24 protein-coding genes are annotated in these 26,134 nt (G+C 59.0%); 8 read left to right on the top strand and 16 right to left on the bottom strand.

The features are described 5' to 3' along the window. Nucleotides 1–207: 207 nt before the first annotated feature. Nucleotides 208–1,035 (bottom strand): hypothetical protein, encoded by an 828-nt coding sequence (locus Q8N04_13875; protein MDP3091766.1) that lies wholly within the window; start codon nucleotides 1,033–1,035, stop codon nucleotides 208–210. 402 nt (nucleotides 1,036–1,437) lie between these two features. Between Q8N04_13875 and Q8N04_13870 the strand changes: the two genes are divergently transcribed. The 5 genes from Q8N04_13870 (at nucleotide 1,438) to Q8N04_13850 (ending at nucleotide 5,834) form a co-directional block, all read left to right on the top strand. Further along, a complete protein-coding gene (locus Q8N04_13870; protein MDP3091765.1) occupies nucleotides 1,438–2,544 on the top strand; it encodes an FAD-dependent oxidoreductase in 1,107 nt (368 codons plus the stop codon). Between the two features lie 223 nt (nucleotides 2,545–2,767). Beyond that, on the top strand, nucleotides 2,768–3,403 hold the full coding sequence (gene tmpT / locus Q8N04_13865; protein ID MDP3091764.1) for a thiopurine S-methyltransferase: 636 nt from the start codon (nucleotides 2,768–2,770) through the stop codon (nucleotides 3,401–3,403). Between the two features lie 12 nt (nucleotides 3,404–3,415). Further along, nucleotides 3,416–4,489, top strand: a complete 1,074-nt coding sequence (locus Q8N04_13860; protein MDP3091763.1) for an alkene reductase — start codon at nucleotides 3,416–3,418, stop codon at nucleotides 4,487–4,489. 67 nt (nucleotides 4,490–4,556) lie between these two features. Then, on the top strand, nucleotides 4,557–5,213 hold the full coding sequence (locus Q8N04_13855; GenBank protein ID MDP3091762.1) for a glycerophosphodiester phosphodiesterase: 657 nt from the start codon (nucleotides 4,557–4,559) through the stop codon (nucleotides 5,211–5,213). A 198-nt stretch (nucleotides 5,214–5,411) separates the two neighbouring features. After that, nucleotides 5,412–5,834, top strand: a complete 423-nt coding sequence (locus Q8N04_13850) for a hypothetical protein (GenBank protein MDP3091761.1) — start codon at nucleotides 5,412–5,414, stop codon at nucleotides 5,832–5,834. Nucleotides 5,835–5,850: 16 nt separating this feature from the next. On the opposite strand, the gene Q8N04_13845 is transcribed toward Q8N04_13850, so the two are convergent. Beyond that, nucleotides 5,851–6,258: a hypothetical protein gene (locus Q8N04_13845; protein ID MDP3091760.1), complete on the bottom strand. Its 408-nt coding sequence runs from the start codon at nucleotides 6,256–6,258 to the stop codon at nucleotides 5,851–5,853. A 160-nt stretch (nucleotides 6,259–6,418) separates the two neighbouring features. Between Q8N04_13845 and Q8N04_13840 the strand changes: the two genes are divergently transcribed. Beyond that, on the top strand, nucleotides 6,419–7,477 hold the full coding sequence (locus Q8N04_13840) for a hypothetical protein (GenBank protein ID MDP3091759.1): 1,059 nt from the start codon (nucleotides 6,419–6,421) through the stop codon (nucleotides 7,475–7,477). Between the two features lie 52 nt (nucleotides 7,478–7,529). Here the strand turns inward: Q8N04_13840 and Q8N04_13835 are convergent, their stop codons facing one another. Next, complete coding sequence (locus tag Q8N04_13835) at nucleotides 7,530–8,162, bottom strand: hypothetical protein (protein MDP3091758.1); 633 nt, start codon at nucleotides 8,160–8,162, stop codon at nucleotides 7,530–7,532. 147 nt (nucleotides 8,163–8,309) lie between these two features. Between Q8N04_13835 and Q8N04_13830 the strand changes: the two genes are divergently transcribed. Beyond that, a complete protein-coding gene (locus tag Q8N04_13830; GenBank protein ID MDP3091757.1) occupies nucleotides 8,310–8,942 on the top strand; it encodes an HTH domain-containing protein in 633 nt (210 codons plus the stop codon). 125 nt (nucleotides 8,943–9,067) lie between these two features. On the opposite strand, the gene Q8N04_13825 is transcribed toward Q8N04_13830, so the two are convergent. The 11 genes from Q8N04_13825 to Q8N04_13775 form a co-directional block, all read right to left on the bottom strand. Further along, entirely contained in the window at nucleotides 9,068–9,841 is a 774-nt protein-coding gene (locus tag Q8N04_13825) for a CBS domain-containing protein (protein ID MDP3091756.1), read from the bottom strand. A gap of 66 nt (nucleotides 9,842–9,907) precedes the next feature. Beyond that, the gene (locus tag Q8N04_13820) at nucleotides 9,908–11,470 is read right to left on the bottom strand and encodes a ferredoxin--nitrite reductase (protein MDP3091755.1); all 1,563 of its coding nucleotides are present in this window, start codon (nucleotides 11,468–11,470) and stop codon (nucleotides 9,908–9,910) included. A 17-nt stretch (nucleotides 11,471–11,487) separates the two neighbouring features. Then, on the bottom strand, nucleotides 11,488–11,709 hold the full coding sequence (locus tag Q8N04_13815; GenBank protein ID MDP3091754.1) for a hypothetical protein: 222 nt from the start codon (nucleotides 11,707–11,709) through the stop codon (nucleotides 11,488–11,490). A 135-nt stretch (nucleotides 11,710–11,844) separates the two neighbouring features. Next, nucleotides 11,845–12,285 carry a cyanase gene (gene cynS / locus Q8N04_13810; protein MDP3091753.1) on the bottom strand — a complete coding sequence of 147 codons (441 nt, stop codon included), beginning with the start codon at nucleotides 12,283–12,285 and terminating at the stop codon, nucleotides 11,845–11,847. Between the two features lie 48 nt (nucleotides 12,286–12,333). Next, the gene (locus Q8N04_13805; protein MDP3091752.1) at nucleotides 12,334–13,164 is read right to left on the bottom strand and encodes a formate/nitrite transporter family protein; all 831 of its coding nucleotides are present in this window, start codon (nucleotides 13,162–13,164) and stop codon (nucleotides 12,334–12,336) included. Between the two features lie 327 nt (nucleotides 13,165–13,491). Further along, nucleotides 13,492–14,901 (bottom strand): type I glutamate--ammonia ligase, encoded by a 1,410-nt coding sequence (gene glnA, locus Q8N04_13800; protein ID MDP3091751.1) that lies wholly within the window; start codon nucleotides 14,899–14,901, stop codon nucleotides 13,492–13,494. Between the two features lie 53 nt (nucleotides 14,902–14,954). Further along, nucleotides 14,955–17,639, bottom strand: a complete 2,685-nt coding sequence (gene glnD, locus Q8N04_13795) for a [protein-PII] uridylyltransferase (GenBank protein MDP3091750.1) — start codon at nucleotides 17,637–17,639, stop codon at nucleotides 14,955–14,957. Then, nucleotides 17,636–17,974: a P-II family nitrogen regulator gene (locus Q8N04_13790; protein ID MDP3091749.1), complete on the bottom strand. Its 339-nt coding sequence runs from the start codon at nucleotides 17,972–17,974 to the stop codon at nucleotides 17,636–17,638. The genes glnD and Q8N04_13790 overlap by 4 nt, the downstream gene beginning before the upstream one ends. Before the next feature lie 10 nt (nucleotides 17,975–17,984). Continuing rightward, the gene (locus Q8N04_13785; GenBank protein ID MDP3091748.1) at nucleotides 17,985–19,304 is read right to left on the bottom strand and encodes an ammonium transporter; all 1,320 of its coding nucleotides are present in this window, start codon (nucleotides 19,302–19,304) and stop codon (nucleotides 17,985–17,987) included. A 102-nt stretch (nucleotides 19,305–19,406) separates the two neighbouring features. Further along, nucleotides 19,407–20,207, bottom strand: a complete 801-nt coding sequence (locus Q8N04_13780) for a hypothetical protein (protein MDP3091747.1) — start codon at nucleotides 20,205–20,207, stop codon at nucleotides 19,407–19,409. A 278-nt stretch (nucleotides 20,208–20,485) separates the two neighbouring features. After that, nucleotides 20,486–22,252, bottom strand: a complete 1,767-nt coding sequence (locus Q8N04_13775; GenBank protein ID MDP3091746.1) for an NAD+ synthase — start codon at nucleotides 22,250–22,252, stop codon at nucleotides 20,486–20,488. Between the two features lie 432 nt (nucleotides 22,253–22,684). Between Q8N04_13775 and Q8N04_13770 the strand changes: the two genes are divergently transcribed. Next, entirely contained in the window at nucleotides 22,685–23,491 is an 807-nt protein-coding gene (locus Q8N04_13770; protein ID MDP3091745.1) for a hypothetical protein, read from the top strand. 200 nt (nucleotides 23,492–23,691) lie between these two features. Here the strand turns inward: Q8N04_13770 and Q8N04_13765 are convergent, their stop codons facing one another. Together Q8N04_13765 and aroB are read right to left on the bottom strand one after the other, a co-directional pair. Then, nucleotides 23,692–24,954: a GAF and ANTAR domain-containing protein gene (locus tag Q8N04_13765; protein MDP3091744.1), complete on the bottom strand. Its 1,263-nt coding sequence runs from the start codon at nucleotides 24,952–24,954 to the stop codon at nucleotides 23,692–23,694. 49 nt (nucleotides 24,955–25,003) lie between these two features. Further along, nucleotides 25,004–26,119, bottom strand: a complete 1,116-nt coding sequence (gene aroB, locus Q8N04_13760) for a 3-dehydroquinate synthase (GenBank protein ID MDP3091743.1) — start codon at nucleotides 26,117–26,119, stop codon at nucleotides 25,004–25,006. Nucleotides 26,120–26,134: the final 15 nt, after the last annotated feature.

Raw genomic sequence — 26,134 nt, 5'->3', positions numbered from 1 at the left:
AGGAGCGGAGACCCGTCGAGGGACCACTGAGATGGGAAGCGAAGATTGATCGTCGAAAACATGGGTCGGGAGGCTTTTCTGATTGCTCAGCGTGATGAACTCACCCCCAATCTGGCCTCCTGGCACTGACAGCCGTCCTCTTGCACCTCAACTCGCACGCCTGACATTCACCCCCTCACACTGCACCGCGACCACTAGCCCCTTCCATCAGCCTTTCTTTTCCCACACTGCCTGGCGAGCGCTCGCTACCAACCACCAGCCGACCCCGGCCATACCCGCGAACAACGCCAGCCATAGCCAGGTACCGGTGAGCTCCCAGTGGACGCGCTTCACCGTTGCGTCTACCCAGAGCAGCCCAACGATCGGTAACAGTCCCCACGCGGCCACCGTCAACCCAAGCGTGTGTTGCTCATTTCGCGTCGTTCCGTCCAGCAACAACCAGGCCCCCAACGCCGGGGTCAGGAACGTCACGCTGTAGAGATGGGCGTGGAAGGCATCCAACTTCCACGGCCAGAACCACGAGGCGGCCTCCGGCGCAACCAGTAGTGACAGGCCATAGACGCCGAGCGTGACGATCATCGTCCATAGCGCGACTCTCAGCGCGCCGCGAGGGGGAGCGCCTGGTTGAGGCCGTGGCCACGTGCGGTAGCACCGCAGATGGACGCCGGCATTGACGCACACGCTGATGTAAAGGATGAACCATATCCACGCTTCGGGGCGGTGCAGATCGAAGCGATCCAGATGTACGAATGAAAAGGCCGTCACCACCAGGGTGAAGATGAAGATCATCGGCGTCACGACACGCGCCGGTGACCAGCGGCCGGACCTGGCCTGCAGGAAGGCGGCGACGAGCGCTGCCGTGTACAGCCCTCCCAGATAGCGCAGGTTAAATGGTGCAAGCTGCCACGGCCAGAACGGCGCCATGACGGGCGGATACAACAGGAGGCCGAGGCCTGCCCACACCAGTATCACCACCTCAAGCCAGGTCACTCCGAGCAGCACGCTGCTGATGCGTGGATTCGTGTCGCTGTTCATCCGTTATACCTCGCGCTTCGAAATAGAACTCCAGGAGCACTCTTGCTGCGAATGATTTGGCCGCCGAAGATTACGCCTTCCCCCCTGAGAAAGCACCCCGCTTTCCGAGGGCCAACGGTCACAGCGTATACATGGGTCAGACAAAGAAAGTGTGGCAGTCTGCTTTCGTTAAATCCCCCCTGGCCGCCCTCATCCTTACAGGATGCTATCCGTTCATCAGAACCTATCTTGCCCCTAGCAACTCCCGCACTTCATCGCCTTCGCCATTGACACTCACGCCCCAGAAACGTAGCTTGAGCCCACCTCGCCTTCTCTACAACAAAGAGGGTGTCACGAATCTGATACCGCTAGTGAGTGCCCTTCCAGATGTCCGAATCTGCCCGCAGGGATGAAGAGAAGCTGATGAAGCACGAGATCCGAACGTCGGTTGCCATTGTCGGAGGCGGGCTGGCGGGCTTATATGCCGCACGGCTGGTTCATGCGCTTGACATCGGCTTCCACCTGTTCGAGGCCCGTGATCGGCTTGGCGGTCGCATTCTCTCCGCCAACGAAATGGGTCACTCTTCGAACGATGGTTTCGACCTCGGCCCTTCATGGTTCTGGCCGGAGATGCAGCGAGGCATGGCGGCTCTCGTTAAAGAGTTGGATCTTGCGACCTTTCCCCAACAGAGCGATGGCGATGTAGTCGTTGAAAGGACGTCTCGTGAGGAGCCGAGACGCTATCGGGGAATGCCACAAGAGCCTCGATCAATGCGTGTTGCCGGCGGCACCGGGGCATTGATTGCAGCCCTTTCCGATAGGCTCCCCCAAGAAGCCTTACGGCTCGGCATGCGGGTGACCAAGACCACGCTCGCAAGCTCCTCTGTCCTCTTAACGATTGTTACCCCCGACGGGGCCGAACAGGAAGTCGCAGCGGAGCAAGTGATCTTCGCACTTCCCCCTCGCCTGCTCGCGTCATCGGTCTCGTTCACGCCGGACATCGAATCAGCCACAGTCACTCATTGGCGCGACACGGCGACATGGATGGCGCCGCACGCGAAGCTGTTCGCGCTCTACCAACAGCCCTTTTGGCGCGAAGCCGGTCTGTCTGGAACGGCGCAAAGCCAGGTAGGCCCGCTTGTCGAAATCCATGATGCCACCACTGCCTCGGGCATGCCGGCCCTTTTTGGATTTATTGGGGTAGGCGCGGATCAGCGAGCCGCTATGGGAGAAGACGCTCTGACGCATGCGTGCATTGAACAGCTCACTCGACTCTTTGGACCGGAAGCCGGCCGTCCCCGCGCCACGCTCATCAAAGACTGGGCCGCAGATCCTTTCACGGCGACGGCAGACGACCGATCACCGAGCGCGCATCCCGAACCCACGCAAACGCCCTGGGTGACTGGTATCTGGAAAGGCCGGATCTTTCTTGCCGGCAGCGAAACTAGCGCCACGGCGCCCGGCTACCTGGCCGGAGCCATTGCCGCAGCCGAACAGGCTGTAACGGAACTACACAGTCGCAGGAAATAGTTGGGTGCAGGCTTGAGGGGAAACGAAGGGGTTGGGAGTCTTTCTGATTACTCAATGCGATGGACTCACCACCCACCGGGCCTCCTGACATTCGAGAACCTGCCTCAGCGCCTCAGCCCATACCCCTGGCTTTCACTCTCCCCTTTGCCTTGCCTCTCTCTGTCTCTGCCCTTTAGGATGGGCTCTGGAACTAACCTGACCTCGCATCCACTGAGGAATTCGTATGGAAGCAAGTTTTTGGCATAACCGATGGCAAACAAATCAGACCGGATGGCACGAGAGCGCTATCAATCCTCTGCTGACCGCCCACTTTCCGTCCCTGAACGTGCCTCCGGGCGGGCGTGTCTTTGTGCCGCTCTGCGGGAAGTCGCTCGATCTCGGCTGGCTGCTCTCTCGCGGCTATGCGGTCGCCGGGGCGGAACTCAGCGAGTTAGCCGTGACCCAACTCTTTGCAGAGCTTGGCATGCAACCGAGCATCTCGGACATCGGCAAGCTCAGGCTCTTTCACGGAGAGAAGATCGACATCTTCGTGGACGATATCTTCGACCTGTCTCGCGAGATCCTCGGCCCCGTCGACGCGGTCTATGACAGGGCCGCGCTGGTCGCGCTGCCGGAGACCATGCGGCCCCGGTACACGACGCATCTCAAGGCCATCACCGGGGTGGCCCCTCAACTCGTCATCGGCTATGAGTACGACCAAACAGTCGTGGCAGGGCCTCCGTTTTCCGTCACATCGGACGAGCTCCGTCGCCATTACAGCGGCGACTATACCCTCAAGCTGTTGGCCCGTCTTGAAGTCCCCGGCGGACTCAAGGGCAAATGCCCGGCAACGGAACATATCTGGCGGTTAACCAAGTAGGAGCAGATCGCAATGACCACGTTGTTTATGCCGTTGCAGGCGGGGGATATTTTCTTGCCCAACCGCATCGTCATGTCCCCTCTCACCAGGGCAAGAGCCGGGACGACACATATTCCCAACGACATGATGGTGGACTATTACTCCCAACGGGCCTCCAGCGGACTCATCATGACGGAATGCACCATGGTCGATGCCCATGCCTGCGCCTTCATCGGTGAAGGCGGCATCTACAGCCCCGCGCACGTGGCCGGATGGAAACGGGTGACCGACGCCGTGCATGCCAAGGGCGGCCGCATCTTCATGCAGATCTGGCATCCCGGCCGCGCCGCGCACTCATTGTTGAACGAGGGCGAGCAGCCGGTTTCCAGCAGCGCCAAGGCGATCCGCAATGAGATGACCCATACCCCTCAGGGTGATAAGCCCTACGAAATCCCTCGCGCGCTCCGCACCGACGAAATCCCTCGATACGTTGAGATGTTCCGACTCGCTTCCCAGAACGCCAAACAGGCCGGCTTTGACGGCGTACAAATCCACGGCGCCCACGGCTATTTGATCGACAACTTTCTGCGCGACGGCGTCAACATACGCACGGATACCTATGGAGGCTCTATCCCCAACCGCGCTCGATTGCTGCTGGAGGTGACCGATGCGGCCATCAACGTCTGGGGCGCCGGACGAGTCGCCGTACGGATCTCCCCCCTGGTCCCGTTCAATGACATGGTCGACAGCCGGCCCGAAGCCCTGGCGACCTATGTGGCGCAGGAGTTGAGCCGGCGAAGGATATCGTTCCTGGAAATCCGGCACGAGGACCACGCGCTGCCTGATGAGCAGGCCATTCTGGCGGTCGCCCGCCGGCATTTCCAGGGTGCACTGATGAGCAACGGAAGCTACACACGCGAGAGCGGGGAATTGACGGTGGCACGCGGAGCGGCCGATGCGATTGTGTACGGGCGTCCGTACATCGCCAATCCGGACCTGGTCGAACGTTTCGGTAAACAGTCTCCGCTAAATGCAGTCAACTACGATCGGCTATATGGAGGCGGGCCAGACGGCTACAGCGACTATCCTGCCATGGCTGCGCGCTGATACCTATCATTGAGCCGAATACGGCGCCTATTCGGCTCGCCTTGAGAAGGGGGAACGCGGAGACATTATGCTGTGCTTGTGCCACCGGGGCTATCACACACTCGCTCCTGAAAATACACTCGATGCCTTTGAGGCAGCCGTCGAGTTAGGAGTCGACGGTCTCGAAACCGATGTTCAACTGTCGGGAGACGGGATACCTGTCATGTTTCACGACCGGCTCTCTCCGGATGGGCGGCTTGTAGAAGACCTGCCCAGGAAAGAGTTAAGCAGACTGGTTGGATACGTTGTTCCCACGTTGGCTGAAACGTTGCTGCTGCTCGGGAAGTCGCCTCGGCGATTTCTTTGGAATTTCGAACTCAAACACCCGAACGTCGCAGCTCCGGCTATGGCCGCCATCACCCCGTATCTTCACTCGGCCAATATTTTAATCAGTTCGTTTTGGCATGGCCTGATCGGCAGCCTTAGTGCCCCGGATCTGCGCTGCGCGATCATTCTTGCTCACGCTCCCCTCCCGTTCGACTCCCGGCCATCATGGATCCCTGCCCCTAACAATGTTGACACGCTTGTCTGGTGCTTCGACCGAGCGACCCCCGAGGGCCTCTCCCAGGCGAGGCAACTTGGTTTTCGAAATTTTGTGTATGACGCGGTCACGGCGGCAGATCACGCGCAGCTGGCAGAGTGGGGAGCGGATGGAGTCATCACGGATTATCCCGCATTCAGATAAACTGCACCCGCTGTAGCACTTCCGCATGGCCAAGAGACCACACCCCAGCGACACCTTTCTCCAAGTCTTTCTGTGGCTCATGAAGATGGTCGCCCACCGGATGAGGTACATCCTGGCAACTCTCCCAATTGGTCCGTCGCAACAACACGCTCCGTGCTATAGTCGCAATAGATGATTCTGTCTGCCCAGGGAGTGACCATGCTGACACGATTCTGCGCCCTTCTGTTGTGCTGTGGGATTCTGGCCGCTTGTAATCGGAGCGATGAATCAGGGTCGAAGTCGGCGGCGGATTGGGCAAAGGCCGGCGAGACGGACGGCTATGTTTATTTTGCCGATCACGCCAGCATTAAGCAGGCAGATGAAATAGTGACGATGTCAGATCTCTTCGACTACAAGGTCGCGCGAACGGAAGGCGGTGGGGCCCCTGCCCTTTCCAAGAAAACCGATCGCGGATATGACTGCCAGAATCAGAAGAGCCAGCCGCTCAAGACGACCTGGTATTCCGGCCAGATGGGAACCGGCAGCGTGGTGCGGTCCAGCGGAGATAGCGACCAATTGACGCCGGTCATGGCAGGCTCGCCGACCGCTGCCCTCATCAAGATCGCCTGCCGCGCCCACTGATCTTGGCCCTGCAAACCTAGGCGGCTTTCGCCCCTTGCATCATGAGGTAATGCACGCCGGCGTGCAGGGCCCTTCGCCATTCGGCTTCGACTTCAGGGGTGCACTCAGAGTCGAATTCCTTGACCGTCTTGACCAGGCTCGTGATCCACAACTCATAGAGCCGCGCGGTCACATTCATTCGTCTGGGGCTGTGCGACTCGGCGAGACGATCCAAACAGGCCGTCCCTACCGGCTTCCCCTCCAGATGCATCAGGAGCATCGACACCCCTTCACGCAGCAAGGCCTTCTGCTTGGCAAAGTTCGTCCTGGCGAACATCGGGCGGATCGCCGGATCGCTGGCGAGGAATATTTCATAGAACCGGTCGAAGAATGCAGGATGCACGCAGCAGCGACCATAACTGGCAACGACGTCTGAAATAGGCATGGCACTCCCTCGCGGTTTTGGCTCTCTCCTCTTCTATCGGCACGCTCCCAGAAGACTTGAGAACCCTCGCCACATTCTCCTTCTAAATAGCCTCCGGTCCTGTTCCGCCTTATAATTCAGTTCGAACGAACCCACTGCACCACACTCGCATGAGGACGTCATGAAACTCCCGCGCAAACAGGCCGTCGTGGTCCGTGATGCCATCGAACAATGGAAGCAGGACGGGGTGATTCAGGAAGCGCAGGCCGCGGCCCTGGCCGCCACGATCGAGGTGCAATATTTCGATTGGCGGAAGCTGGCGAAGTATTCCTTCTGGATCGCTCTGTTCTCGATCGTCTCATCGGTGAGTGCGGCGCTCTCCGATCGCTGGCTGATGGATCTCCTTGAACGGCTGTTCGACACGCCCCCGATCGCCCGATGCGTCCTGCTCGCCACTGCCGCGGCCGCGCTCTATCGATGGGGACTTGCCAGACGCAAACAGGCGCCGGACAAGGTCTATCGCAACGAAGCAATTTTCTTCCTCGGGGTGCTTGCCACCGCCGGAGCGATTTCTCAGATGGGGATTGCACTCGACACAGGCAGCGGGCACTTCTCTCTCATGCTGTTGTTATCGTTTCTGGTCTATGCGGCGCTCGGCATCGCGCTGGAAGCAAATTTGATCTGGGTATTCGCCCTGGCGTCGCTGGGCAGCTGGATGGGCACTGAAACCGGCTACAGGTCGGGCTGGGGCGCGTATTATCTCGGGATGAATTATCCGCTGCGCTTCGTCCTCTTCGGAGGACTGCTGACCGCCTTCGCGCTCTCGCTGGAAACGCACTCGATCGGACAACGCTTCTTCCGTAGCACGCTGCTGATGGGACTGCTCTACCTCTTCATCGCGCTCTGGATCATGTCAATCTTCGGGAACTATGGAGATATGCATGCCTGGGAGCGGGTGAAACAGATCGAACTGTTCCATTGGTCGATCCTGTTCGGCGCGGCATCCGGCTGGGCCATCTATCACGGTCTCCGACATGACAACGACATTACGAAGGGGTTCGGACTGACGTTTCTCGGCATCAACCTGTACACGCGCTTCTTCGAACTGTTCTGGAACAATCTGCACAAAGCCGTCTTCTTCGCCATCCTGGCGCTGAGCTTCTGGTACATCGGCAACAAAGCAGAAACGATCTGGAATCTGGGCAAAGAGGACAAGGCAGGCAGGGCGACGAACGGATGAGAGAGACAGGCCCTCTCACAGGGAGAAAAGGCCTGTCCCCTACCGGCCTCCGCTAGAACTTTGCGGGAAACTGCTGGGCCAAGGCACCGGTCAACGCGTCGGCCACGACGTAGATATGCTTCTTCATGCCGGTCCAGGTCTCACCTTCCTGGGCATACTCGCCGGCTTTCAACTGCTGAAACTGCTGAATGTGATGCGCCGCATGGGCTGTCAGGAAGCCCATCACGGCATCTTTCGGCAGATACGGATTGGCACCGCTCAAGAATGTGGAGATCTCACCAGCATTGGCCGTGAGCGTCTTGATCGCCGCCTCCTGCTGCGCGGCATTGCCCGCTACAGTCCCGTCCAGATCTTCACGAATGGCGCCGTAATGTCCAGCTAACAGGGTGAACAGCTTGTCCGACGCCGGCTGCCCATAAAACGGCTCAATAGATTGGGCGATCTGCTGGGCATTCGCCACCACGGCCTTTTCGGCACTCTCGCGGGCCGCGGTATTCTTGTCGATCGTGGCGACGGCTACGTTGCGGATACCGAGGATATGGCCGAGCCAGAGATCGCGCAACGCCGCCTTGGTATCGGCAACCTTAGCTGGTGTCGCAGTGACTGCGGGAGTCTGAGGCGTCGTGCAGGCGACCGACATGAGGATGAGTCCGAGGACTGACAAGGAACGAAACGAGCGAACCATACGAAACCTCCTGGCTGGAAACCCCTGAATGCATGACCGGACCCGAGACTAACGGACCAAAAGACAGTTTGTCAATATATATATTATATAAGTATCTCAATGCCAATTCGACTGACTTTCTGTATACTTCGCCAGGAGGTTTGCACGATGCGCGCACAAGGTTCCCGGCGAGACCAGCTCCTACGCTTGCTCCTGGAAAAGAAAACCGGTCGCACGATCGATGAGCTCGCGCGCGGACTCCGCGTGTCGCGCAATGCCGTTCGCCAGCACCTCACCTCGCTCGTCGCAGAAGGCCTCGTCACGAAAGGGTCGGTCCAAGCGACCGGCGGCAGACCGGAGCAGTTGTACATGCTCAGCGCGGAAGGCCATGAAGGCTTCCCCCGCAAGTACTCCTGGTTTTCTGAGTTGCTGTTGGATTCACTGAAGGCTGAAAAGGGAGAGGCCGCGCTCATCGCGCGGTTTGAAAAACTCGGAGCGCAGGTCGGCACGCAACTCCAGCACGCGCACCCCCTGCCGGGATCCGCCTCAGAACGGATTACCCGCCTGGCAACGGCCATGCACGAACTCGGCTATGAAGCGGCATCGACGGCCGCAACCGGCCGGCAACTACCGATGATCGAGGCGTCCAATTGCGTCTTTCATCACCTGGCCACGCGCTTCCCCGAGGTCTGCCATTTTGATCTAGCCCTGCTTTCGACCTTCGTCGGGCGCCCGGTCGAACATAACGAATGTATCGTCCGTGGCGGCCATGTCTGCCGATTCACTTTCAAACCCGCTTGATCGATGAGAATCTCTTCTCGCGCCATCGCGTCGTGCGGGAAGACGGTAACCTGGCCGGTTATCGCTAGGGGCAGGAGAGAAAGAAACGGCTCCTGGCGCTCTCGCTCGAGCGCCAGGAATCCTGACTACGCTGTTTCCTGATCGCTAAACGCGCGGACCAGATCCGACACGGATAGCACACCGATGACGCTGCCGTCGGCCGTCACCGGCAAATGCCGGATCCCCTGCTTCTTCATCAAGGCCATCGCCTCAGACAGAGGCTCATCTTCCTCGATCGTGACGAACGACTTGCTCATGCAGGCCGACACGGTGGTCGTATTCGGATCCAGTCCTTTCGCGACGACTTTCCGGCTAAGATCGCCGTCTGTGATGATCCCGATATAGCGAGACCCGTCATCCACCATCAATGAGCCTACTTTATGCTTCAGCAGCAGCTTCCCGGCCTCCTTCACCGTCGCCGCGCGATGGATACTCCGCACATCGTGCGACATATAGGCCTCCACCGTGGCGCGCAATCGCTTCTTCCCGTTACGGCTGCTTTCCCGCGTGGCCTGCACCCGGCGGCGCAACTCCAGATCGGCCAGGCAACTGGCGAGCACTTGGCGGCGCTGCTGAAGCGTTTCCCGTTCCACATCGTGCATGCCGCTCTCCTGGGCTTCTTCCGGGAGCATGATCGACTCCCCGCTCTTCGCATAGAAGTAGGCTTCGGCTTCTTCCGAAGCGGCGCCGAAAACCTGCCCGATCAGATCCTCGGCGGCCTCGTCGAAATCTTCCAAAGACGCGTTCCCCCGCTTGCGCGAGAGAAACGGCTGGAACTTGACCAACATCTGTTTGACGCGTGCAATATACCGGTCGAGAATATCGCTGCGTGTGAGCCCCGTGCGAACTCGTTTTGCCATGTGATCCCTCCTGCGTTGTACGCACGAGGATATCCCATGCGCAGCGCAGCCTCAAGCCTCCGTTCCCTACGCCGCAGGCGAAATATTTGTTTCCTTTCCCACCAGCACTTTCCTGGCTCCGCCGCCGCGGACGCGGTGCATCTTCTCCCGTGTGTGGTAGGGCAGCAGGCCTTCGAGCACTGCCGGAAGTTTGTCGCAGGGCACGTCTTCCATAATCTTGACTGCCAGCTTCGGGTCGGGCCCCGACCGGCCGCCGACGTAAATATCCACCGCCTCGACGACCTTCCCGTCGACTTTGGCCTTTTTCCCCAACAACCCCACATCGGCAACCAGGTGATTGCCGCAACTCGCGGGGCAGCCGGACCAATGCATGGTGATCGGCTTGAGCGAGTTGCCCAGCCGCCCCTCAAGCGCCTTGGCCACCGCGACCGCCCGCCCCTTGCTTTCAATCACCGCCAGATTGCAGTAGTCGCTGCCGACGCAGCTGACCAGGCCTTTATAGAGGGCCGACGGGTTATAGGCGAATTGCTTTAAGAGCGGTTCGTCCGCCAGATCCCCGACGGTCCGATCGCTGATATTGGGAATGATCAGCGCTTGACTGGGAGTAATGCGGATTTCCCCGTTCCCATACTTCTCCGACAAATTCAGGATCTTCACGAGATCCGCCGCTTTCACCCGCCCGACGAGTACTTTGAGCCCGGCGTAGTTCATTCCCTGTTGCCGTTGACGGAAGATCCCGACATGGTCTTGTTCTCCCGTTTTCCGGGCATCTATTCCGGCCGACGCGAGCCGTTTGCCTAGACGGGCTTCAACTTCGGCGCGAAATCGGACCTCGCCCCAATCGTCGATCAAGAACGCGAGACGGGCTTGCGTGCGACTCTCCCGCGGCCCATGGTCACGATAGATTTCCAGAATCGCGCGGCACACATCCAACGCCTCGGCCGGATTGACGAACACATCCAGGGGCGTGGCGATTCGATACCCGCCCGATCCCAGCTTGCCCCCCACGAGCACGTTGAATCCCGCGCACCGGTCATGCCCCAAATCATAGTGCGCCGGCACAAGCGCCAGATCTTGCGTCTCCATATGCACGCAGTTATGCGGGCAGCCGGTCACCGCCACATTCAGCTTGCGCGGCAGATTGGAGTAGGCCGGATTGCCGAGAATCGCTTCGTTGATCGCCCGCACCAGCGCCGTGGTCTCAACGACCTCATCCGGGTTGAGGCCGGCGATGGCGCAGGTCATGACGTTCCGGACATTGTCCATGCCGGTTTGCATGGAGGTCAGTCCGACCCCGTCCATCCAGGCAAAGACCGCCGGCACATCTTCGATCTTGATGCTCCGAAGTTGGACTTGTTGCCTGGTGGTCAGATCCAAAACTCCGTTGCCATAGGTCGAAGCAATCTCGGCCAGCGCCCGCAGTTGATACGACGACGTATGCCCGCCGGGAATCCGCACCCGTACCATGAACAATCCCGGCGTAGGATTGCGCAGAAAGAGGCCATACCACTTGAGCCGCTGGACATCGGCCTCAGGAATCGATTCCCACCCGGTCGTCGCATAGTGGGCAATCATCTCCCGCACCGCCAATCCGTCACGCTCAGCCTTGATCGCCTCGATCTTGTTCATCCCGTCCTCCTCACGGTCTAGTTGATTAACTCTACCCGATATCCGGTGACATCCCGTACTAATCGTACGATTCCCGCCCGGCTCCACCGATCGACGGTGAGAAAGATCTGCGCAAGACAGTCTCCCCCCAGCACGCCGGCGATATCGTCGAGCGTCACCGCTCGGCGGGCGCGCAGCAGGTCTCCGAGGGTCTTCTCCAATCCCATGTGTTCCCGATCACCGGCTCGTTCCATGTCCATCGTCGCCTCCTTTCCCCCCTTGAAACACAATGGCGCCAGCCTCCGGCAGGCCCCGCTCAAGAGCCCCGGAAGCTGGCGCCATTGCCAGCCGAACGGCGCCGACAACATCGTCGGCGCCAGCGTTCCTCGATCCTGCTAGAACGTCTTATACTCGAGCCACTTGCCGTTCAGGGTAATCTTGCAGCGGGCCTCACCCTGGCTTCCCGTCACCTTTTCCATTTCCATCGTGTAATCGATCGCGCTCATAATGCCGTCGCCGAACATTTCATTGGCCTGCTCGCGCAATGAATCTCCATAGACCCCGATGATTTCCAACAGCCGGTACTTGAATGGGTCCGTCGCATTCGGGAAATCAGCCCGGACGGGAAATTTGCTGAGTGCCGCCGTCAGCTCGGCATCCAGCCCGATCAAGTCGCCGACCTTCTTGGCTTCATCGGCCGTCAACTTATGATTACCATTCAACGCGGCGGCGACAAATGTGGGGTTCTTCCCGACCACTTTTGCGACTTCGGCAATGGTCACTTTCTTGGCGACCCGCTTCTCCTTGATGGCCTTCCGAATTTCATCTTTCGACATCGTCATCGTCTCCTTGTAAGAGTATGGATAGGTGAACGGTTCCTCTCGCTACGATCCTGCCGGCACCGACACGGCCGGTACCGGGACGGTGACTGATTCCGCTGCTTCGACACGATAGGGACTCACGAGCCAATAGAGTCCGCCGACGAACATCCCACCGCCGACAATATTGCCCAGCACCACAAAGAGTTGGTTGTACCAAAACCCCGCCCAGCTCACGGCGGCCTCGTGCGGCATGAAGAGCGCCATACCCAGGAACGATTGATTGGCGATGCTGTGTTCAAACCCGATCCCAATGAAGGCAAACAGACACCAGAAAATCAGCATGATCTTCGCCGCGTCATTGGTCGTCCGCCCCGCCGTCCAGACCGCCAGACAGATGAGCCAGTTGCACAAGATGCCGCGCACGAACAACTCCCACGGCCCCAAGGACATCTTCACCCCGGCCACTTTTTGAATCATGTCGGCCGTCGGCCCCTTGGCAAAGACGCCGGACTCCACCACGAGCCAGGCCAGCGCCAACGATCCGATCAGGTTCCCGAACCAGGACCAGAAGTTGAGCTGGAAAACTTGGCCCCACGTCACGCTGCGCGAGAGCCCGCCGATCGCTCCAATCATATTGTTGCCGGTGAACAGTTCCGACCCGGCGAAAATCACCAGCGTCAGGGCGATACCGAACGAGGCGCCCATCACCAGCTTGACCACCGGCGATCCAGCCGCCGCGAGCGGCGCGCCCAGACTGAAGATCAGGGCAATGCCGAATCCCAGATAGATGCCGGCCATGGCCGACAACACAAGGTACCCACCCAATGATGTATCAAGAAACCCCACCTTCTTCTTTGCCACCCCTGCGATCCGTTCATGATCCGCGTGATGCATAGTCCCCTCCAGGTTAGGTCGTCCGATGATTGTCCAGAAACACAAAAGGCGTCCTTCTCCCTCAGGGGAAAAGGACGCCTTTGTCCATCTCACGACAGGTCTGCCACGACCTGCCTCTACGCGCAAGGCTTCGACGAAGAAGCCTCACTGGCTCAGAAAATCAAAAGGCGCCCGCCATCCCTTTCAGAATGACGGACGCCTTTGTCCGTTGCCTTATGTCGAGAGCCTCGACCGGGGCGCCTTTGCCACGATCAGCTCATACAATGATTTCTAACACGGCTTGCAGTCCACCGTCAACCCATACTTTCGAATAGGCCCGGCCACGTCCTAGATGTCGTAGTACAAGAAGAACTCGTACGGATGCGGCCGCAACCGCATCGTATCGACTTCCTTCGTACGCTTGTACCCGATCCAGGCCTCGATCAAATCCTCCGTAAAGACCCCGCCCTTGAGCAGGAATTGGTGATCCTTTTCGAGGTTGTTCAGCGCCTCGTCGAGGCTGCCCGGCATGGTCTTGATCTTGGCGGCTTCCTTCGCTTCGAGATCGTAGAGATCCTTCTCTGCCGGTTCGCCCGGATTGATCTTGTTCTCGATGCCGTCCAATCCCGCCATCAACATGGCTGCGAACGCGAGATACGGGTTGGCACCGGGATCCGGGAAGCGCACTTCGATCCGCTTCGCTTTGGGGCTCGGCGAATACATCGGAATGCGGATACCCGCCGACCGGTTCCGGCTGGAATAGGCCAGCAGCACCGGCGCTTCGAATCCCGGCGTCAACCGCTTATAGGAGTTGGTCGTCGGGTTGGTAATCGCCGCCAGGGCCGGCGCATGCTTGAGAATGCCGCCGATGTAATGGAGACACATCTGGGACACGCCCGCATATTCCTTGCCCGCGAAGAGGGGCTTGCCGTCTTTCCAGATGCTCTGGTGCGTATGCATGCCCGATCCGTTATCGCCGAAAATCGGCTTCGGCATGAAGGTCGCAGTCTTGCCGTGACGGCGCGCGACGTTCTTGACGATGTACTTGTACATCATCATTTTGTCGGCCGTCCGGACCAGCGAGTCGAACCGGATGTCGATTTCCGCCTGACCGGCCGTGGCCACTTCATGGTGATGCTTCTCGATGGAAATGCCGGCCTTCTCCATCTCCAGTACCATTTCGGTCCGGATATCCTGCTGCGTGTCGGTCGGCGCCACCGGAAAGTAGCCTTCCTTGGAACGGATCTTTCCGCCCAGGTTGACACCCTCCTGGCCCATGTTCCAGACACCCTCTTCGGAATCGATGAAGTAGTAGCCGCTGTGATTCGTCTGATCGTAGCGGGCCTGATCGAAGATAAAGAATTCGGCTTCCGGGCCCCAGTAGGAGGTGTCGCCGATCTTGGTGCTCTGGAGATACTTCTCCGCCTTCTGGGCGATGAAGCGGGGATCGCGATTGTAGGTCTCGCGGGTGATCGGATCGACGACGTTGCCGATCAAGCTCAGCGTCGGCACGGCGCAAAACGGATCCATAGTCGCCGTCGAAGGATCGGGCACCACCAGCATGTCGCTGTTGTTGATGGCCCTCCATCCACGGATCGATGAGCCGTCCAGACCGGACCCGTCCTTGAAGAGGTCTTCCGTCAACTCCCCGAGCGGAATCGTAAAATGCTGCCAGGTTCCGATCAAATCGACGAACTTCAAGTCCACCACCTGGACCTTGTTCTTCTTCGCAAACTCTAACACCTCACGGACGTTCATCCCCTCCTCCTTTCAGGCTCCTCACAACAACCTGCGTGAGACCTTTTCGACGGTTATGCTGCCTTCACACCCACAAACTCTTCGATTTCCTTCCAAACCCCATGACGCACCCGCTCGATCTGCTCCGCCTGCTCCACCTTTTTCCCTTGCGCATCGGTCACGTAAAACACGTCCGCGACCTGATCGAGGCGAGTCGAAATACGCGCCGCGTGCACGGACAATCCCTGGCGGAAGATGGCGTTGGTGATGACGTAGAGCAAGCCCTGCCGGTCGTCCGCAAACACATCGACGATGGTGTATCGCTCCGACGTTTCATTGTCGATCCGCACTTCCGTAGCCTGACGCGCCGGCCCGATCGACCGCGATGCCGACATGCGCGTCCCCCGCTGCACGACGGCTTCGATCCCTTCCCTCCCCCGCAAGACGGACTCGATCATGGCCGCGATGGACTCACGCCGCTCAGCCGGAGGCGCTTCGTTGTAATCCGGGTCGGTGACCTGAAAGGTATCGACCACCACGCCGTCCTGCCGGGTCAGAATCTGCGCGTCCAGAATCTGCAATCCATTCGCCGCCATCACCCCGGCCAGCTTGGAGAACACGCCCGGGATCACGTCGTTGAAAGTCACAACCGCATATTCGCAGGTTCCCAGCGCTTCGTTGAACTCCGAATCGACCAGGACCTCTCCGGGACTCAACTGTCTGATCGTCGACAAATGCGCGGCAATGCGTCTCGGCGAGGTTCCGTAGGCATACCGCAATGGAAACTGACGCAACTGCGCTTCCACCCAGGACGGGGAAATATCCGCCTGTCCGCGGAACACCGGCTGCTGCATTATCTCGGCCACAATACTCTTGAGGCGCTCCGGCGCATCGGCGGCCTCCCGCTCTCCCGATACTTCCTGCATCGTGCGCACATACAGCTCGATCAGCAGTGATTCCTTCCATTTCGTCAACACACCCGGTCCTACCGCCGCAATGTCGGCCGCCGTGAGCGCCAGAAGCTTGCGCAGCACCTCGGGCGTTCCCGCTTCGCGGGCGAACGGCAACACAACTTTCTCGTCGTTGGGATCCCGTCGAAAGGCGGTATGGGCCATCATGAGATGCCGATGCACGAGAAAGGACACGGTCCGGCGCTCCGTATCGTCCAGACCCAATCGCGCGGCCATCTCTTCGGCGATCCGCCGGCCGACTTCGCTATGATCCTCTTCCTGGCCTTTCCCGAGATCATGGAGAAACACCGCGAGATGGAGCAGATCCTTGCGCTTGATCTCCCGATACACTTCACCCAACATGCCCTGATCCTGCGCGAACGATTCCACTTTCGCGACCGCCAACAGACTATGCTCGTCAACGGTGTATTTGTGGTACTGGTTGAACTGCATCAGCCCCCGCACGGATGAGCAGACGGGAATCAACTTTTCCAGCAAATGCGCGCGATGCATCGCTTCCAGCGTGGCAGCCGTGCCAGGTCCAGCGAGAATACTCAGGAAGATCCGGCTGACTTCCGGCGTCCGGAACCCTTCGTCCGTGAGCCCTTCCATATGGCGATGGATATCCTCGACCAACGCCGGCTCGATCGCGACCCGCTTCGAACGGGCGAGATCAAACAACCGCATCAGCAAGGCCGGGCTTTCAATCACCCGCGGCCGCAATTCGACCGGCACGGTCAAGGTCTCGCCGCTGAGGACAAAGTACTGCTCCAGCTTGGCCGACGGCAGCCATCCGGTGAGGCGCGCCCAGATCGAGCGCGGCTTGCACCGCCGGACAAACCGGACCGTCGCTTCGTGCAGCCCCATGGTATGGCGATAGTACTGCTGCATGAACTGCTCGACGGCCAGGAGATGCGGACGGTCCTCGAATCCGAACCGCGCCGCCAGCCACACCTGCTCATCGAAGGAGAGGATTTCTTGCGCTATGCCCGCATGAATGTGCAACAACCCGCGCACGCGCAGTAAAAACTCCCGGGCTTCACTTACGACGGCATGATCCTGCCGCGAAAGGAACCCCCGATCCGACAGTTCACGAATCGTCGGCGCCTGGTACCGGGCGATCCCGGCCCATTGCAACAGATGCAGATCGCGCAAGCCGCCCTGGCTTTTCTTTACATTCGGCTCGAGCAGATAGACCGTTTCGCCGAATTTTTCGTACTCCCGGCGTCGCTCGGCCAGCTTCTGGTCCAGATATTTGTCGACCCCGACCGTGGACACTTTGCGCGAATAGAGCGCATGGAATTCCTGAAACAGCTGAGAGTGTCCGGTGAGGAACCGGGCTTCCATCATCGAGGTGCGCACGGTCGCATCGCTCAGCCCCAGGCTGATGCAGTCCGCGATGGTACGCACGCTGTGACCGACTTGAAAGCCGATATCCCAAAGAGGATGGAGCACCTGCCGCACGAAATCCGGGACGATCTTCTGCGCCTCAGGACGGAACAGCACCATCAAATCGATATCCGAATAGGGTGAGAGCTCACGCCGGCCATAGCCGCCAATCGCAACCAAACAGCACTGCTGAAAGGCGGCGGTCATCATCGCCTCGCCACCCTGGCGTGCAGCATTACGATACCGGCCGACGATTAATCCGTCCGCCAGATCGGTCTGGGCCACCACCAACTCCGCCCCGGACGCTCCGTCCATCAAGCGTCGCGCAATGGCCTGCCGCTGCTCGGCCAGCATGGCGCCGACAGCCGCGCCATCGAGGTCGGTTTGCGCAAAGACCCGCTGATCGGACGAAAGACTCACAACGCGGTGTCCCCCGTTTCCCCCGTTCGAATCCGGACGGCCATACCAAGATCGCGCACGAAAATCTTCCCGTCTCCGATGCTGCCGGTCTTGGCCGTTCTGGCAATCGTATCGAGCACCCGCTGCACCTGGCTGTCCGGCACAGCCACTTCGACTTTTACTTTCGGCACAAACTCAATTGTATATTCCTGTCCGCGGTAGGTCTCCTTGTGGCCCTTCTGACGGCCGAACCCTTTGACTTCCGTCACGGTCATCCCCTGTATGCCGATCTCCAGCAGGGCATCCTTGACCTCGTCCAACTTGAAAGGCTTGATGATGGCTTCGATCAATTTCATGCTCGATCTCCTATGAGTAGGCGCGCTCGTTGTGTTGGCTCAGATCCAATCCTGTCGCCTCTTCTTCCGGCTCGATGCGCAGTTTCGTCATGCCATCGACCAGCTTGAGCAAGAGAAACGTCACGACCGCGGAAAAGACCGCAACCACGATCACCGTCAGCACCTGCACTCCGAAAAAGGCAGCGTTGCCGTACAACAGCCCGTCGGCTCCCCCGGCGTTGATCGCCTTACTGGCGAACAGCCCTGTCGCGAGAATGCCCAGCACTCCGCCGACCCCGTGAATCCCCACGACGTCAAGCGAGTCATCATAGCCGAATCGACCCTTCCAGACAATTGCGAAGTAGCAGGCCAGTCCGGCCGCCGCACCGATCAACATAGCCGGAAACGGCCCGATATACCCGGATGCGGGTGTGACGGTCGCCAGTCCGGCGACGGCACCACTCGCCACCCCGAGCACCGTCGGCTTGCCTCGATGCACCCACTCCGCGATACACCAGACGAGCGCCCCCATCGAGGCCGCTGTGTGGGTCGCCACGATGGCCGAAATCGCGACCCCGTTGGCGCCCAGCGCACTGCCGCCGTTAAAACCGAACCACCCGAACCAGAGCAATCCCGTTCCTAGCAAGGTCATGGGAAGATTGTGCGGGGCCATATAGTCGGTGCCATAGCCGCGGCGTTTACCCAGGACGAGCGCGCAGACCAGCGCCGCCGCGCCTGAGCTAATGTGCACGACCGCGCCGCCGGCAAAGTCCAAGGCTCCCAGCTTCGCCAACCAGCCGCCCCCCCAGATCCAATGAGCGAGCGGCGCATAGACGAACAGCGACCACAGCGCCGAAAAGAGGACCATCGCGCTGAACCGCTTCCGCTCGGCAAACGCCCCCGCGATGAGCGCCGGCGTAATGGCGGCAAACATCATCTGAAAAAACATGAAGGCTTGATGCGGGATTGTCGGCCCATATGTTGGATGAGGCTCCACCCCGACGCTGGTCAAGCCGGCCCAATCCAGCCCGCCGATCACGCCCCCTTTGTCCGGTCCAAAGGCCAGACTGTACCCGATAAGAATCCATAACAGGCTCACCACGCTCAGGATGATGAAACTCTGCATGATCGTGCCCAGCACATTCTTGCTCCGTACCAGCCCCCCGTAAAACAGCGCCAACCCAGGGACCAGCATGACCAGCACCAACGCCGACGACATGAGCACCCAGGCCGTGTCTCCCGAATCGACCTTCAATGCCGTGGCCTGCGCGCTCGCCTCTGGCATCCCGACCAGCGATGCACAGAGCATCCCCAGCCCGGCTCCCAGTACGACCGCAAAACGTGTGAACATGGTCACGATCTGCCTCCTTCGCATCGGATTGTCACAAACCCAGGGAGTGAGACGAGAAGGATCTGCCCCCTCACCCCACTCCCGCTCCCCAGCCTTCAGACACTAGAACGTCTTGGTAAACTTCAGCTTGTAGAAATCTTCGTTGTTCCCCATGTCTTTTCCCGCGGTAAACCGGAAAGCCATCCCGCCCGCCAGCTTCATTTCCACATACGGTCCAATCCAGCGATAGTAATCCTGCTGATAGCCGGGCAGCGATCCTCCTCCTAAGCCTGTCGCGGATGCGCGTGTTGAGAGCAGCTGTTCATAGTGTACGCCCAGTGAGAACATGCTGTTCGCCCGATAGCCCACGTTCGCCCAATAATGCAAGAAGTCCCACGAACCGCGCCCCCCCACTCCGCGTGCCGCAGTCAGCAAGCAATTGGGATCATTTGAGCCGACCTGGGTACAATTTGACGCGCCAGGCTGTCCGGCTTTCCCGCCCTCTTCCCGAATGGCTTTGTAATACCCCATGTAAAACTCGCCCTCAAAACGATCGTCGACATAATTCATGGTCAGACTCGGCACGATACCCTCGAATGCCGTCGTCCGTTCGTTTGTGGCGCCATCGCCGTTCGAAAAGAATCCCCCGCGGGAGGACAACAACTGTCCATGAACAAATCCGATCATGGGTGTAATAGAAAGACGCTTGTCCAGAAAAGTCAGGTTCAAACCCATGTCCGTTTCCAGCCACGGGTTGTTATTGTGGACGCCGATTCCAGAAATGGCCGTCCAATAGGTCACACTGAATGCCAGCGCCACATTGTCGGTCAGACCATAAGTCCCATAGATCGCCGGATTGAAACCGAAGAAACTGTCGGCCTGCATGGCCATCGTCACTGACACCGGATGCTTCGTGGTATCCATCAAATCATCCGTCATACCGGCCTGAGACACTCCTGGAGAAAGGACAAGCCCACTGATCCCCAACAGAGTTCCAACGACCCACCCACGCACACCTCGATACCCTACCTTTTGCATGGCGCCTCCAAATGAATAAAAGACCTGCCTCCTTATCGCTCCCAAAGCGAGAGCGACAAAATGACGAACTCTGGCGCCATTGCCAGTGAAAATGACCAACCACTTCGTCGGTCGATGCGGCACAGGCGAAGGAGCCCCGCGAAGGCTCCCCGCAACACACACGGTTATCGATACCCGTTGGTGATCGGCATACGCCGATCCTTCCCGAATGCCCGGTGTGAAATCTTGATCCCGATCGGCGCCTGACGCCGTTTGTATTCGCTGCGATCCACTAGACCGATAACCTTGGCCGCCACGGCCCGGTCGAATCCCATCGCCACGATTTCTTCCAGCGACCGGTCCTCTTCCACATAGGCCTTGAGGATCGGATCCAGTACCGGATAGGGCGGCAGACTGTCTTCGTCTTTCTGGTTCGGGCGCAATTCCGCCGTCGGCGGACGGTCGAGGACACGTTTGGGAATCACAGGGGTCTTCCCGACCGCATTGCGCAAATGCGAGAGGTCATAGACCATGGTCTTCGGCACGTCCTTGATCACGGCAAACCCGCCGGCCATATCCCCGTAGAGGGTCGCGTAGCCCACGCTCATTTCACTCTTATTGCCGGTGGTCAGCACGAGATGGCCGAACTTATTCGAAAAGGCCATGAGCAGATTGCCCCGGATGCGCGCTTGAAGATTCTCCTCGGTCGTATCGACCGGCCGTCCCTCAAACGACGAGGCAAGCGACTGCCGATAGGCGTCGAACGTCGGGGTAATCGCAATCGTGTCATAGGCGATGTGCAGCCGCCGGGCCAACTCCGCCACATCGTCACCGCTGTCCTGCGACGTATAGGGCGAGGGCATGAACAGGCCGAGCACGTTGTCCGCGCCCAGCGCATCGACCGCGATCACGGCGGTGATTGCCGAGTCGATTCCCCCGCTCAATCCGATGACGACTTTCTTGAATCCGTTTTTCCGGACATAGTCCCGCACCCCGAGCACCAGCGCGGCATACACCTCGTCCAATTCCTCCCGCAAAGGCTCGAGCCCCGGAAGGACGCGCGCACGCTTCGGAGCGGCGGGGAGCTTCACAGTCATCCGCTCGACGGCGCCCGCCAGCTTGGCAGTCAGCGCCTTCGTCCGCCGCTGCGCCATTCGGTGCCGCAGCACGGCATCGGCATTCAAATCAGCCAGGAGAAAATCTTCCTGGAAGGCTTTGGCCCGCGCGATGACTGCGCCGGTCTGATCGAGCACCAGGCTGTTGCCGTCAAACACCAGCTCGTCCTGCCCGCCCACGGTATTGGTGTAGGTCACGATCACGCCGTTCTCCCGGGCGCGCGTCGCCAGCATCTGCTCGCGAATCCGGCTCTTCCCGATCTGAAAGGGAGACGCGTTGATGTTGATGATGACATCGGTGCCGGCAGCGGCTTGCAGACGTGTCGGGCCGTCCGGAAACCAGATGTCTTCACAGACATTGAGCCCGACAGTGACCCCGCGAAGTGCGATCACCGGCAAGGTTCGGCCGGGGTGAAAATAGCGGCTCTCGTCGAAGACTCCATAGTTCGGAAGGATCCACTTGCTGTATCGGCACAGCACGCCCCGCTCGCCGATGAGTGCCGCCGAGTTGGTCAATTCATGCTGCCCCGCCGCGACCACCGATTGCCGGGACTTCCCGTTGCCCGCCTGTCCCTGGCCGACATGGCCGACCACCGCGAGCACGCCCTTACATTCCTTCGCAAGCTCATCCAGCGCCCGCAGATTGTCCGCCACGAACCGTGGCTTGAGCAGCAAATCTTCCGGTGGATACCCCGTCACCGCCAGTTCCGGGAAAGCCACCACATCCGCCTTAGCCTTCCGGGCCTCCTTGATCCAGCGCTTGATCGCACGGGTATTCCCGGCAATATCGCCGACCGTGGGGTTCATCTGGGCCATGGCGATTCGAAGAATGCGCATGAACTACCCGTTTCCAAGAGAATGCTCAAAACAGTCGCCCGCAAGGCCGCAGCGACGTGAAGCACCGAGGCATACCAGTCCGGTACGTCGAGGTTCCGAACTAGTGAGAACGAAGCCGGCGGCTGTGTTCAGCATTCACAACAAAAAAAACGCCCTCAGGCTTTTCTTCCCGTAACCGGGTGAAAACGCCGGAGGACGTCATTGTCCGACCAATGCGATCAAAGCAACCGGAGACTCCATTGTCTCCGAAATAATAGATTGGTTTATAGCAATGCCGCCGCATTCCTGTCAATGGAGGAAACCGCATTTCTAACGGAGAGGTTGCCTGAAGACCTGAAGATTCGCTCAAGAACCTATGTTAGACTGCGTCTCATGATCCGGCATTCAACCAGACCCGCACTGAGCTGCAGCATACTAGTTGGATCTCTGCTTTTGGCCGGGTGCGGAGCCTTTTCCGATCAGACACTGGTAACCGACAGCGCAGACGGCGCGGTCTACCTCCAGCAGCTCTCCAATCGGGGCACGACCATGCGCTACAGCGGCCCCCTCAAAGCATTCAAAGCCAGTCACCCGATCGACCTGCCCCTCGATACATTAGCCAAGACGTTTGCCGGACTCTCCATCGGCATTTACCCATCGGACGATCACAGCACCTATGGGGAAGTGAAACCCACCCGGGTCTTCTCACCACAGCAGGTCGCTTTTCTAGCCCCGGCCGTTGCTACAGCGCTCAAACGGGCGCAACCGGACCACCGAGTCAAGTTTCAGGTCGGGGGCGGCAACGATGTGACCGATGGAACACTCTACATCGACGGCCCGGTGTTGCATCTTGCCATCAGCCATTATCATTCACTGGCGGATCGGCGTGACGAACAACTCTCGATTTACGCCCTCTCGTTCGAGCCTCGCGACTTCCAAGTCCCCTCGGCCACGCCGCAAACCTGGATGGAAATCGAGCCGGATCGGCCTAGAGTCGCACTCGCGTATGGACTGCTGGCAAAACTCCCGTCAGCCGTACCGCTCACCCCGACTTCCCCTACCCCGGCCATAGCCCTTCCCGTGCCGGCAAGTGGTTCCGTCCCGCAGACAGCCGAGTCCGCTCCGGCCATCAGGGCCGTCGTGGATAAACAGGCACAGGAGCTGGAAGGCTTGCGTGCAGAGTTGGAGGCGCTCAAGAAGCAGCTAGCGGAACAGGATACCAAACCCAAGCCCAAGTCAAAACCGAAAGCCTCACCCTAGCCACTCCTCCACAAACTCAGGCTGGCACAATTCCAACAACCTCAACCCGATCGGAACGTGAGATGTGGATGATCAAGAGTCTATGTAGTGGGACAGTCGCAAAATAGAAAGCTACGGAAGGACGGACCATCGATCAACATCTCAACCGTCCGTTACCTGAATCCGCTGCACCAGACCGGATTCGATAACTCCGAACCTGGTCAGACCTTTCGTTTCTCGGCGCGCTCGTCGATATCCCCGGCAAGCAGGATTGCTTCAGCAATCTCTCTCATGGATTTCCGCAAGTCCATACTTTGCCGTTGAATGAGCTTGAAGGATTCCTCCTCCGACAGCCTCTTGGATCGCATGAGATACCCCTTCGCACGATCTAACAACTTCCGGACGGCCAGGGCCTCTTGCATCTCGAACGATTTTTCCAACAACGTCGTATGCTCGATGGAAATTGCCGCCTGATTGGCGATCGCCTGCATGAGCCGCACTTCTTCCGACGTAAAAGTATGGGGAACCGACGTGTAACTATTGATTACGCCCACACACTTCTCCCGCATCATCATCGGCACAGACAGCAGCGAACAAAACCCCTCCTTCGCCGCTAAGTCAGAATACATATAGTCCCGCTCTTTCGTCACATCCGGAACGATGATTGATCGTCGCTCCTGGACAGCTCGACCGCTGATGCTTTGTCCGACCTTGAGATTGGGTTTTCGCCGATACGATTCGCTCAAGCTTTGCGTGGCAGCAATCCGCAGCTCTCCGCTGGCTTCGTCCAGCAGCATGATCGAACAGATTTTCGAGCCCAACATCTGCGCGGTCATGGTCACAATCAGCTGAAGAACATCGTCCGTTATCCGGTTGGACGCAACCGTCTCTGAGACTTGCGACAACGTTTCCAACTGCAGCGCCTTCCGGCGCATCTGATCATAGAGGCGGGCATTCTCAATTGCGCCTCCGACCTGATTGGCAATAGTGGTGAGGAGCGCGAGTTCATCTTCTCGATAGCGACGAGAGCGCTTATGCTGCACATTGATGACGCCGCTCACCTCTTTCTTGGCGAGAATCGGCACGGAGACAAAAGCCTGATACCGATCCTCGGGAAGGTTATTGAAAAACTTGAACCGAGGATCCTCACTGGCATTATTGGGAACGACCACACGCGTCCGCTCACGGGCCACCCAGCCGGTGATGCCTTCGCCCAGACCGATCGTAATGCGCCCGATCAGGCGAGGATGAGGATTTTTCGAGGCCCGAAGAATCAATTCATCCCGGCCGTCAGACAGCAGATACAGAAGACAGGCGTCCGCTTTCGTTACCTCGACCACAACATCGACAATATGCCGGAGCACGGCCTCAAGATCGAGCGTGTTACTGATCGACTCGCTAATCCGGTGCAGCACATCCACCTCGCGAGTCTTTTCTCGCAACGCTTGCTCTAATTGCGCGGATGAAAGCTTTTTTGATGCCATTTTTATAGATCCCGAGCGAGGATGTCCCTCATTGCACGTGTTTCCCTATTCACTTTGATCGCCCTCTGGCCCCTGCAGGAACAGTGTGAAACCACTCAGCAAACGTGGCTCGCTCAAGCGGCGCAATCCGAACTCGTCCGATCGCGGACGGCCACACACCCACCACTTTCCCCTGCGAGACCTTCTTGTCGTGCTGCATCGCCGCCCACACCTTCCCCATAGAAGGACTTGTCAGACGATCAGACAAACCGGCAGAACGGACGACCGACCTGATTCGCTCAACCGTCTTAGAGTCGCAATACCCCTGGTGCCTGGCTAAATCCGCCTCAAGCACAAGCCCAATGCCAACAGCCTCCCCATGAATCAACGACTGATAGCCGCCTAAGGCCTCTAGGGCATGTCCGATCGTATGTCCGTAATTCAAAATCCTTCGACGATCCGACTCCTGCTCATCCTCTGCCACCACCTGGGCCTTGATCTCACAGGAACGTTTCACAATCTGCATGACAGCCTGAGGCTCAAGTTGCAGAATAGCCGCCATTGTTCGTTCGAGATACGCAAAAAACCTCTTGTCGGCAATGATACCGTATTTGATCACTTCGGCCAGACCTGCAATCCACTCCCGCTTCGGAAGCGTACGCAAAAGCGCGGTATCAATCCAGACGGCCTTGGGCTGGTGAAATGCTCCGATGAGATTCTTTCCCAACCGATGATCGACTCCGGTCTTTCCTCCGACGCTCGAATCGACCTGCGCGACCAATGTGGTCGGAACCTGGACGAACGGAATCCCTCGCTGGTAAATCGCTGCAGCAAATCCCGTCACATCCCCTACAACCCCTCCCCCAACCGCCATCAACAACGACTTTCGCTCAAAGCGCTCCTTCGCCAGCACATCCAGAATCTTCCCAACAGTCGCGAGCGTCTTATTTTTTTCCCCTGGCGGCAATACGATTGGGACCGGGTGGAGCCCGGCCTGCTCACATTGCTCCAGCACGGCGCCAAGATAGTGCCTGGCAACATGCCGATCCGTCACAATGCCGACACGTTCGGTTGTGGCAATGGACTGAAGACGCATGGCAAGCTCGTCGATCAAGCCCGGCTTGATGACAATGTCGTAGCTTCGCGCTTTTAGCGACACCGACACTCGTTGTTCTGCTCTGCCCATTTTTCAACACTCTCC

The organism is Nitrospira sp., assembly GCA_030692565.1.
Taxonomy (GTDB): Bacteria; Nitrospirota; Nitrospiria; order Nitrospirales; family Nitrospiraceae; genus Nitrospira_D.
The sequence above is the reverse complement of the archived record's forward strand: the minus strand, read 5'-3'. Positions and strand labels throughout refer to the sequence as shown.

Coding starts and splice junctions, on each gene's coding strand:
- Q8N04_13815 (MDP3091754.1), bottom strand. CDS start 11,709: ATGGACATGGAACGAGCCGGTGATCGGGAACACATGGGATTGGAGAAG.
- Q8N04_13875 (MDP3091766.1), bottom strand. CDS start 1,035: ATGAACAGCGACACGAATCCACGCATCAGCAGCGTGCTGCTCGGAGTG.
- cynS (MDP3091753.1), bottom strand. CDS start 12,285: ATGTCGAAAGATGAAATTCGGAAGGCCATCAAGGAGAAGCGGGTCGCC.
- Q8N04_13870 (MDP3091765.1), top strand. CDS start 1,438: ATGAAGCACGAGATCCGAACGTCGGTTGCCATTGTCGGAGGCGGGCTG.
- glnA (MDP3091751.1), bottom strand. CDS start 14,901: ATGAACGTCCGTGAGGTGTTAGAGTTTGCGAAGAAGAACAAGGTCCAG.
- Q8N04_13850 (MDP3091761.1), top strand. CDS start 5,412: ATGCTGACACGATTCTGCGCCCTTCTGTTGTGCTGTGGGATTCTGGCC.
- tmpT (MDP3091764.1), top strand. CDS start 2,768: ATGGAAGCAAGTTTTTGGCATAACCGATGGCAAACAAATCAGACCGGA.
- Q8N04_13790 (MDP3091749.1), bottom strand. CDS start 17,974: ATGAAATTGATCGAAGCCATCATCAAGCCTTTCAAGTTGGACGAGGTC.
- Q8N04_13835 (MDP3091758.1), bottom strand. CDS start 8,162: ATGGTTCGCTCGTTTCGTTCCTTGTCAGTCCTCGGACTCATCCTCATG.
- Q8N04_13775 (MDP3091746.1), bottom strand. CDS start 22,252: ATGCGCATTCTTCGAATCGCCATGGCCCAGATGAACCCCACGGTCGGC.
- Q8N04_13840 (MDP3091759.1), top strand. CDS start 6,419: ATGAAACTCCCGCGCAAACAGGCCGTCGTGGTCCGTGATGCCATCGAA.
- Q8N04_13820 (MDP3091755.1), bottom strand. CDS start 11,470: ATGAACAAGATCGAGGCGATCAAGGCTGAGCGTGACGGATTGGCGGTG.
- aroB (MDP3091743.1), bottom strand. CDS start 26,119: ATGGGCAGAGCAGAACAACGAGTGTCGGTGTCGCTAAAAGCGCGAAGC.
- Q8N04_13830 (MDP3091757.1), top strand. CDS start 8,310: ATGCGCGCACAAGGTTCCCGGCGAGACCAGCTCCTACGCTTGCTCCTG.
- Q8N04_13785 (MDP3091748.1), bottom strand. CDS start 19,304: ATGTTCACACGTTTTGCGGTCGTACTGGGAGCCGGGCTGGGGATGCTC.
- Q8N04_13805 (MDP3091752.1), bottom strand. CDS start 13,164: ATGCATCACGCGGATCATGAACGGATCGCAGGGGTGGCAAAGAAGAAG.
- Q8N04_13860 (MDP3091763.1), top strand. CDS start 3,416: ATGACCACGTTGTTTATGCCGTTGCAGGCGGGGGATATTTTCTTGCCC.
- Q8N04_13855 (MDP3091762.1), top strand. CDS start 4,557: ATGCTGTGCTTGTGCCACCGGGGCTATCACACACTCGCTCCTGAAAAT.
- Q8N04_13780 (MDP3091747.1), bottom strand. CDS start 20,207: ATGGATACCACGAAGCATCCGGTGTCAGTGACGATGGCCATGCAGGCC.
- Q8N04_13825 (MDP3091756.1), bottom strand. CDS start 9,841: ATGGCAAAACGAGTTCGCACGGGGCTCACACGCAGCGATATTCTCGAC.
- Q8N04_13765 (MDP3091744.1), bottom strand. CDS start 24,954: ATGGCATCAAAAAAGCTTTCATCCGCGCAATTAGAGCAAGCGTTGCGA.
- Q8N04_13845 (MDP3091760.1), bottom strand. CDS start 6,258: ATGCCTATTTCAGACGTCGTTGCCAGTTATGGTCGCTGCTGCGTGCAT.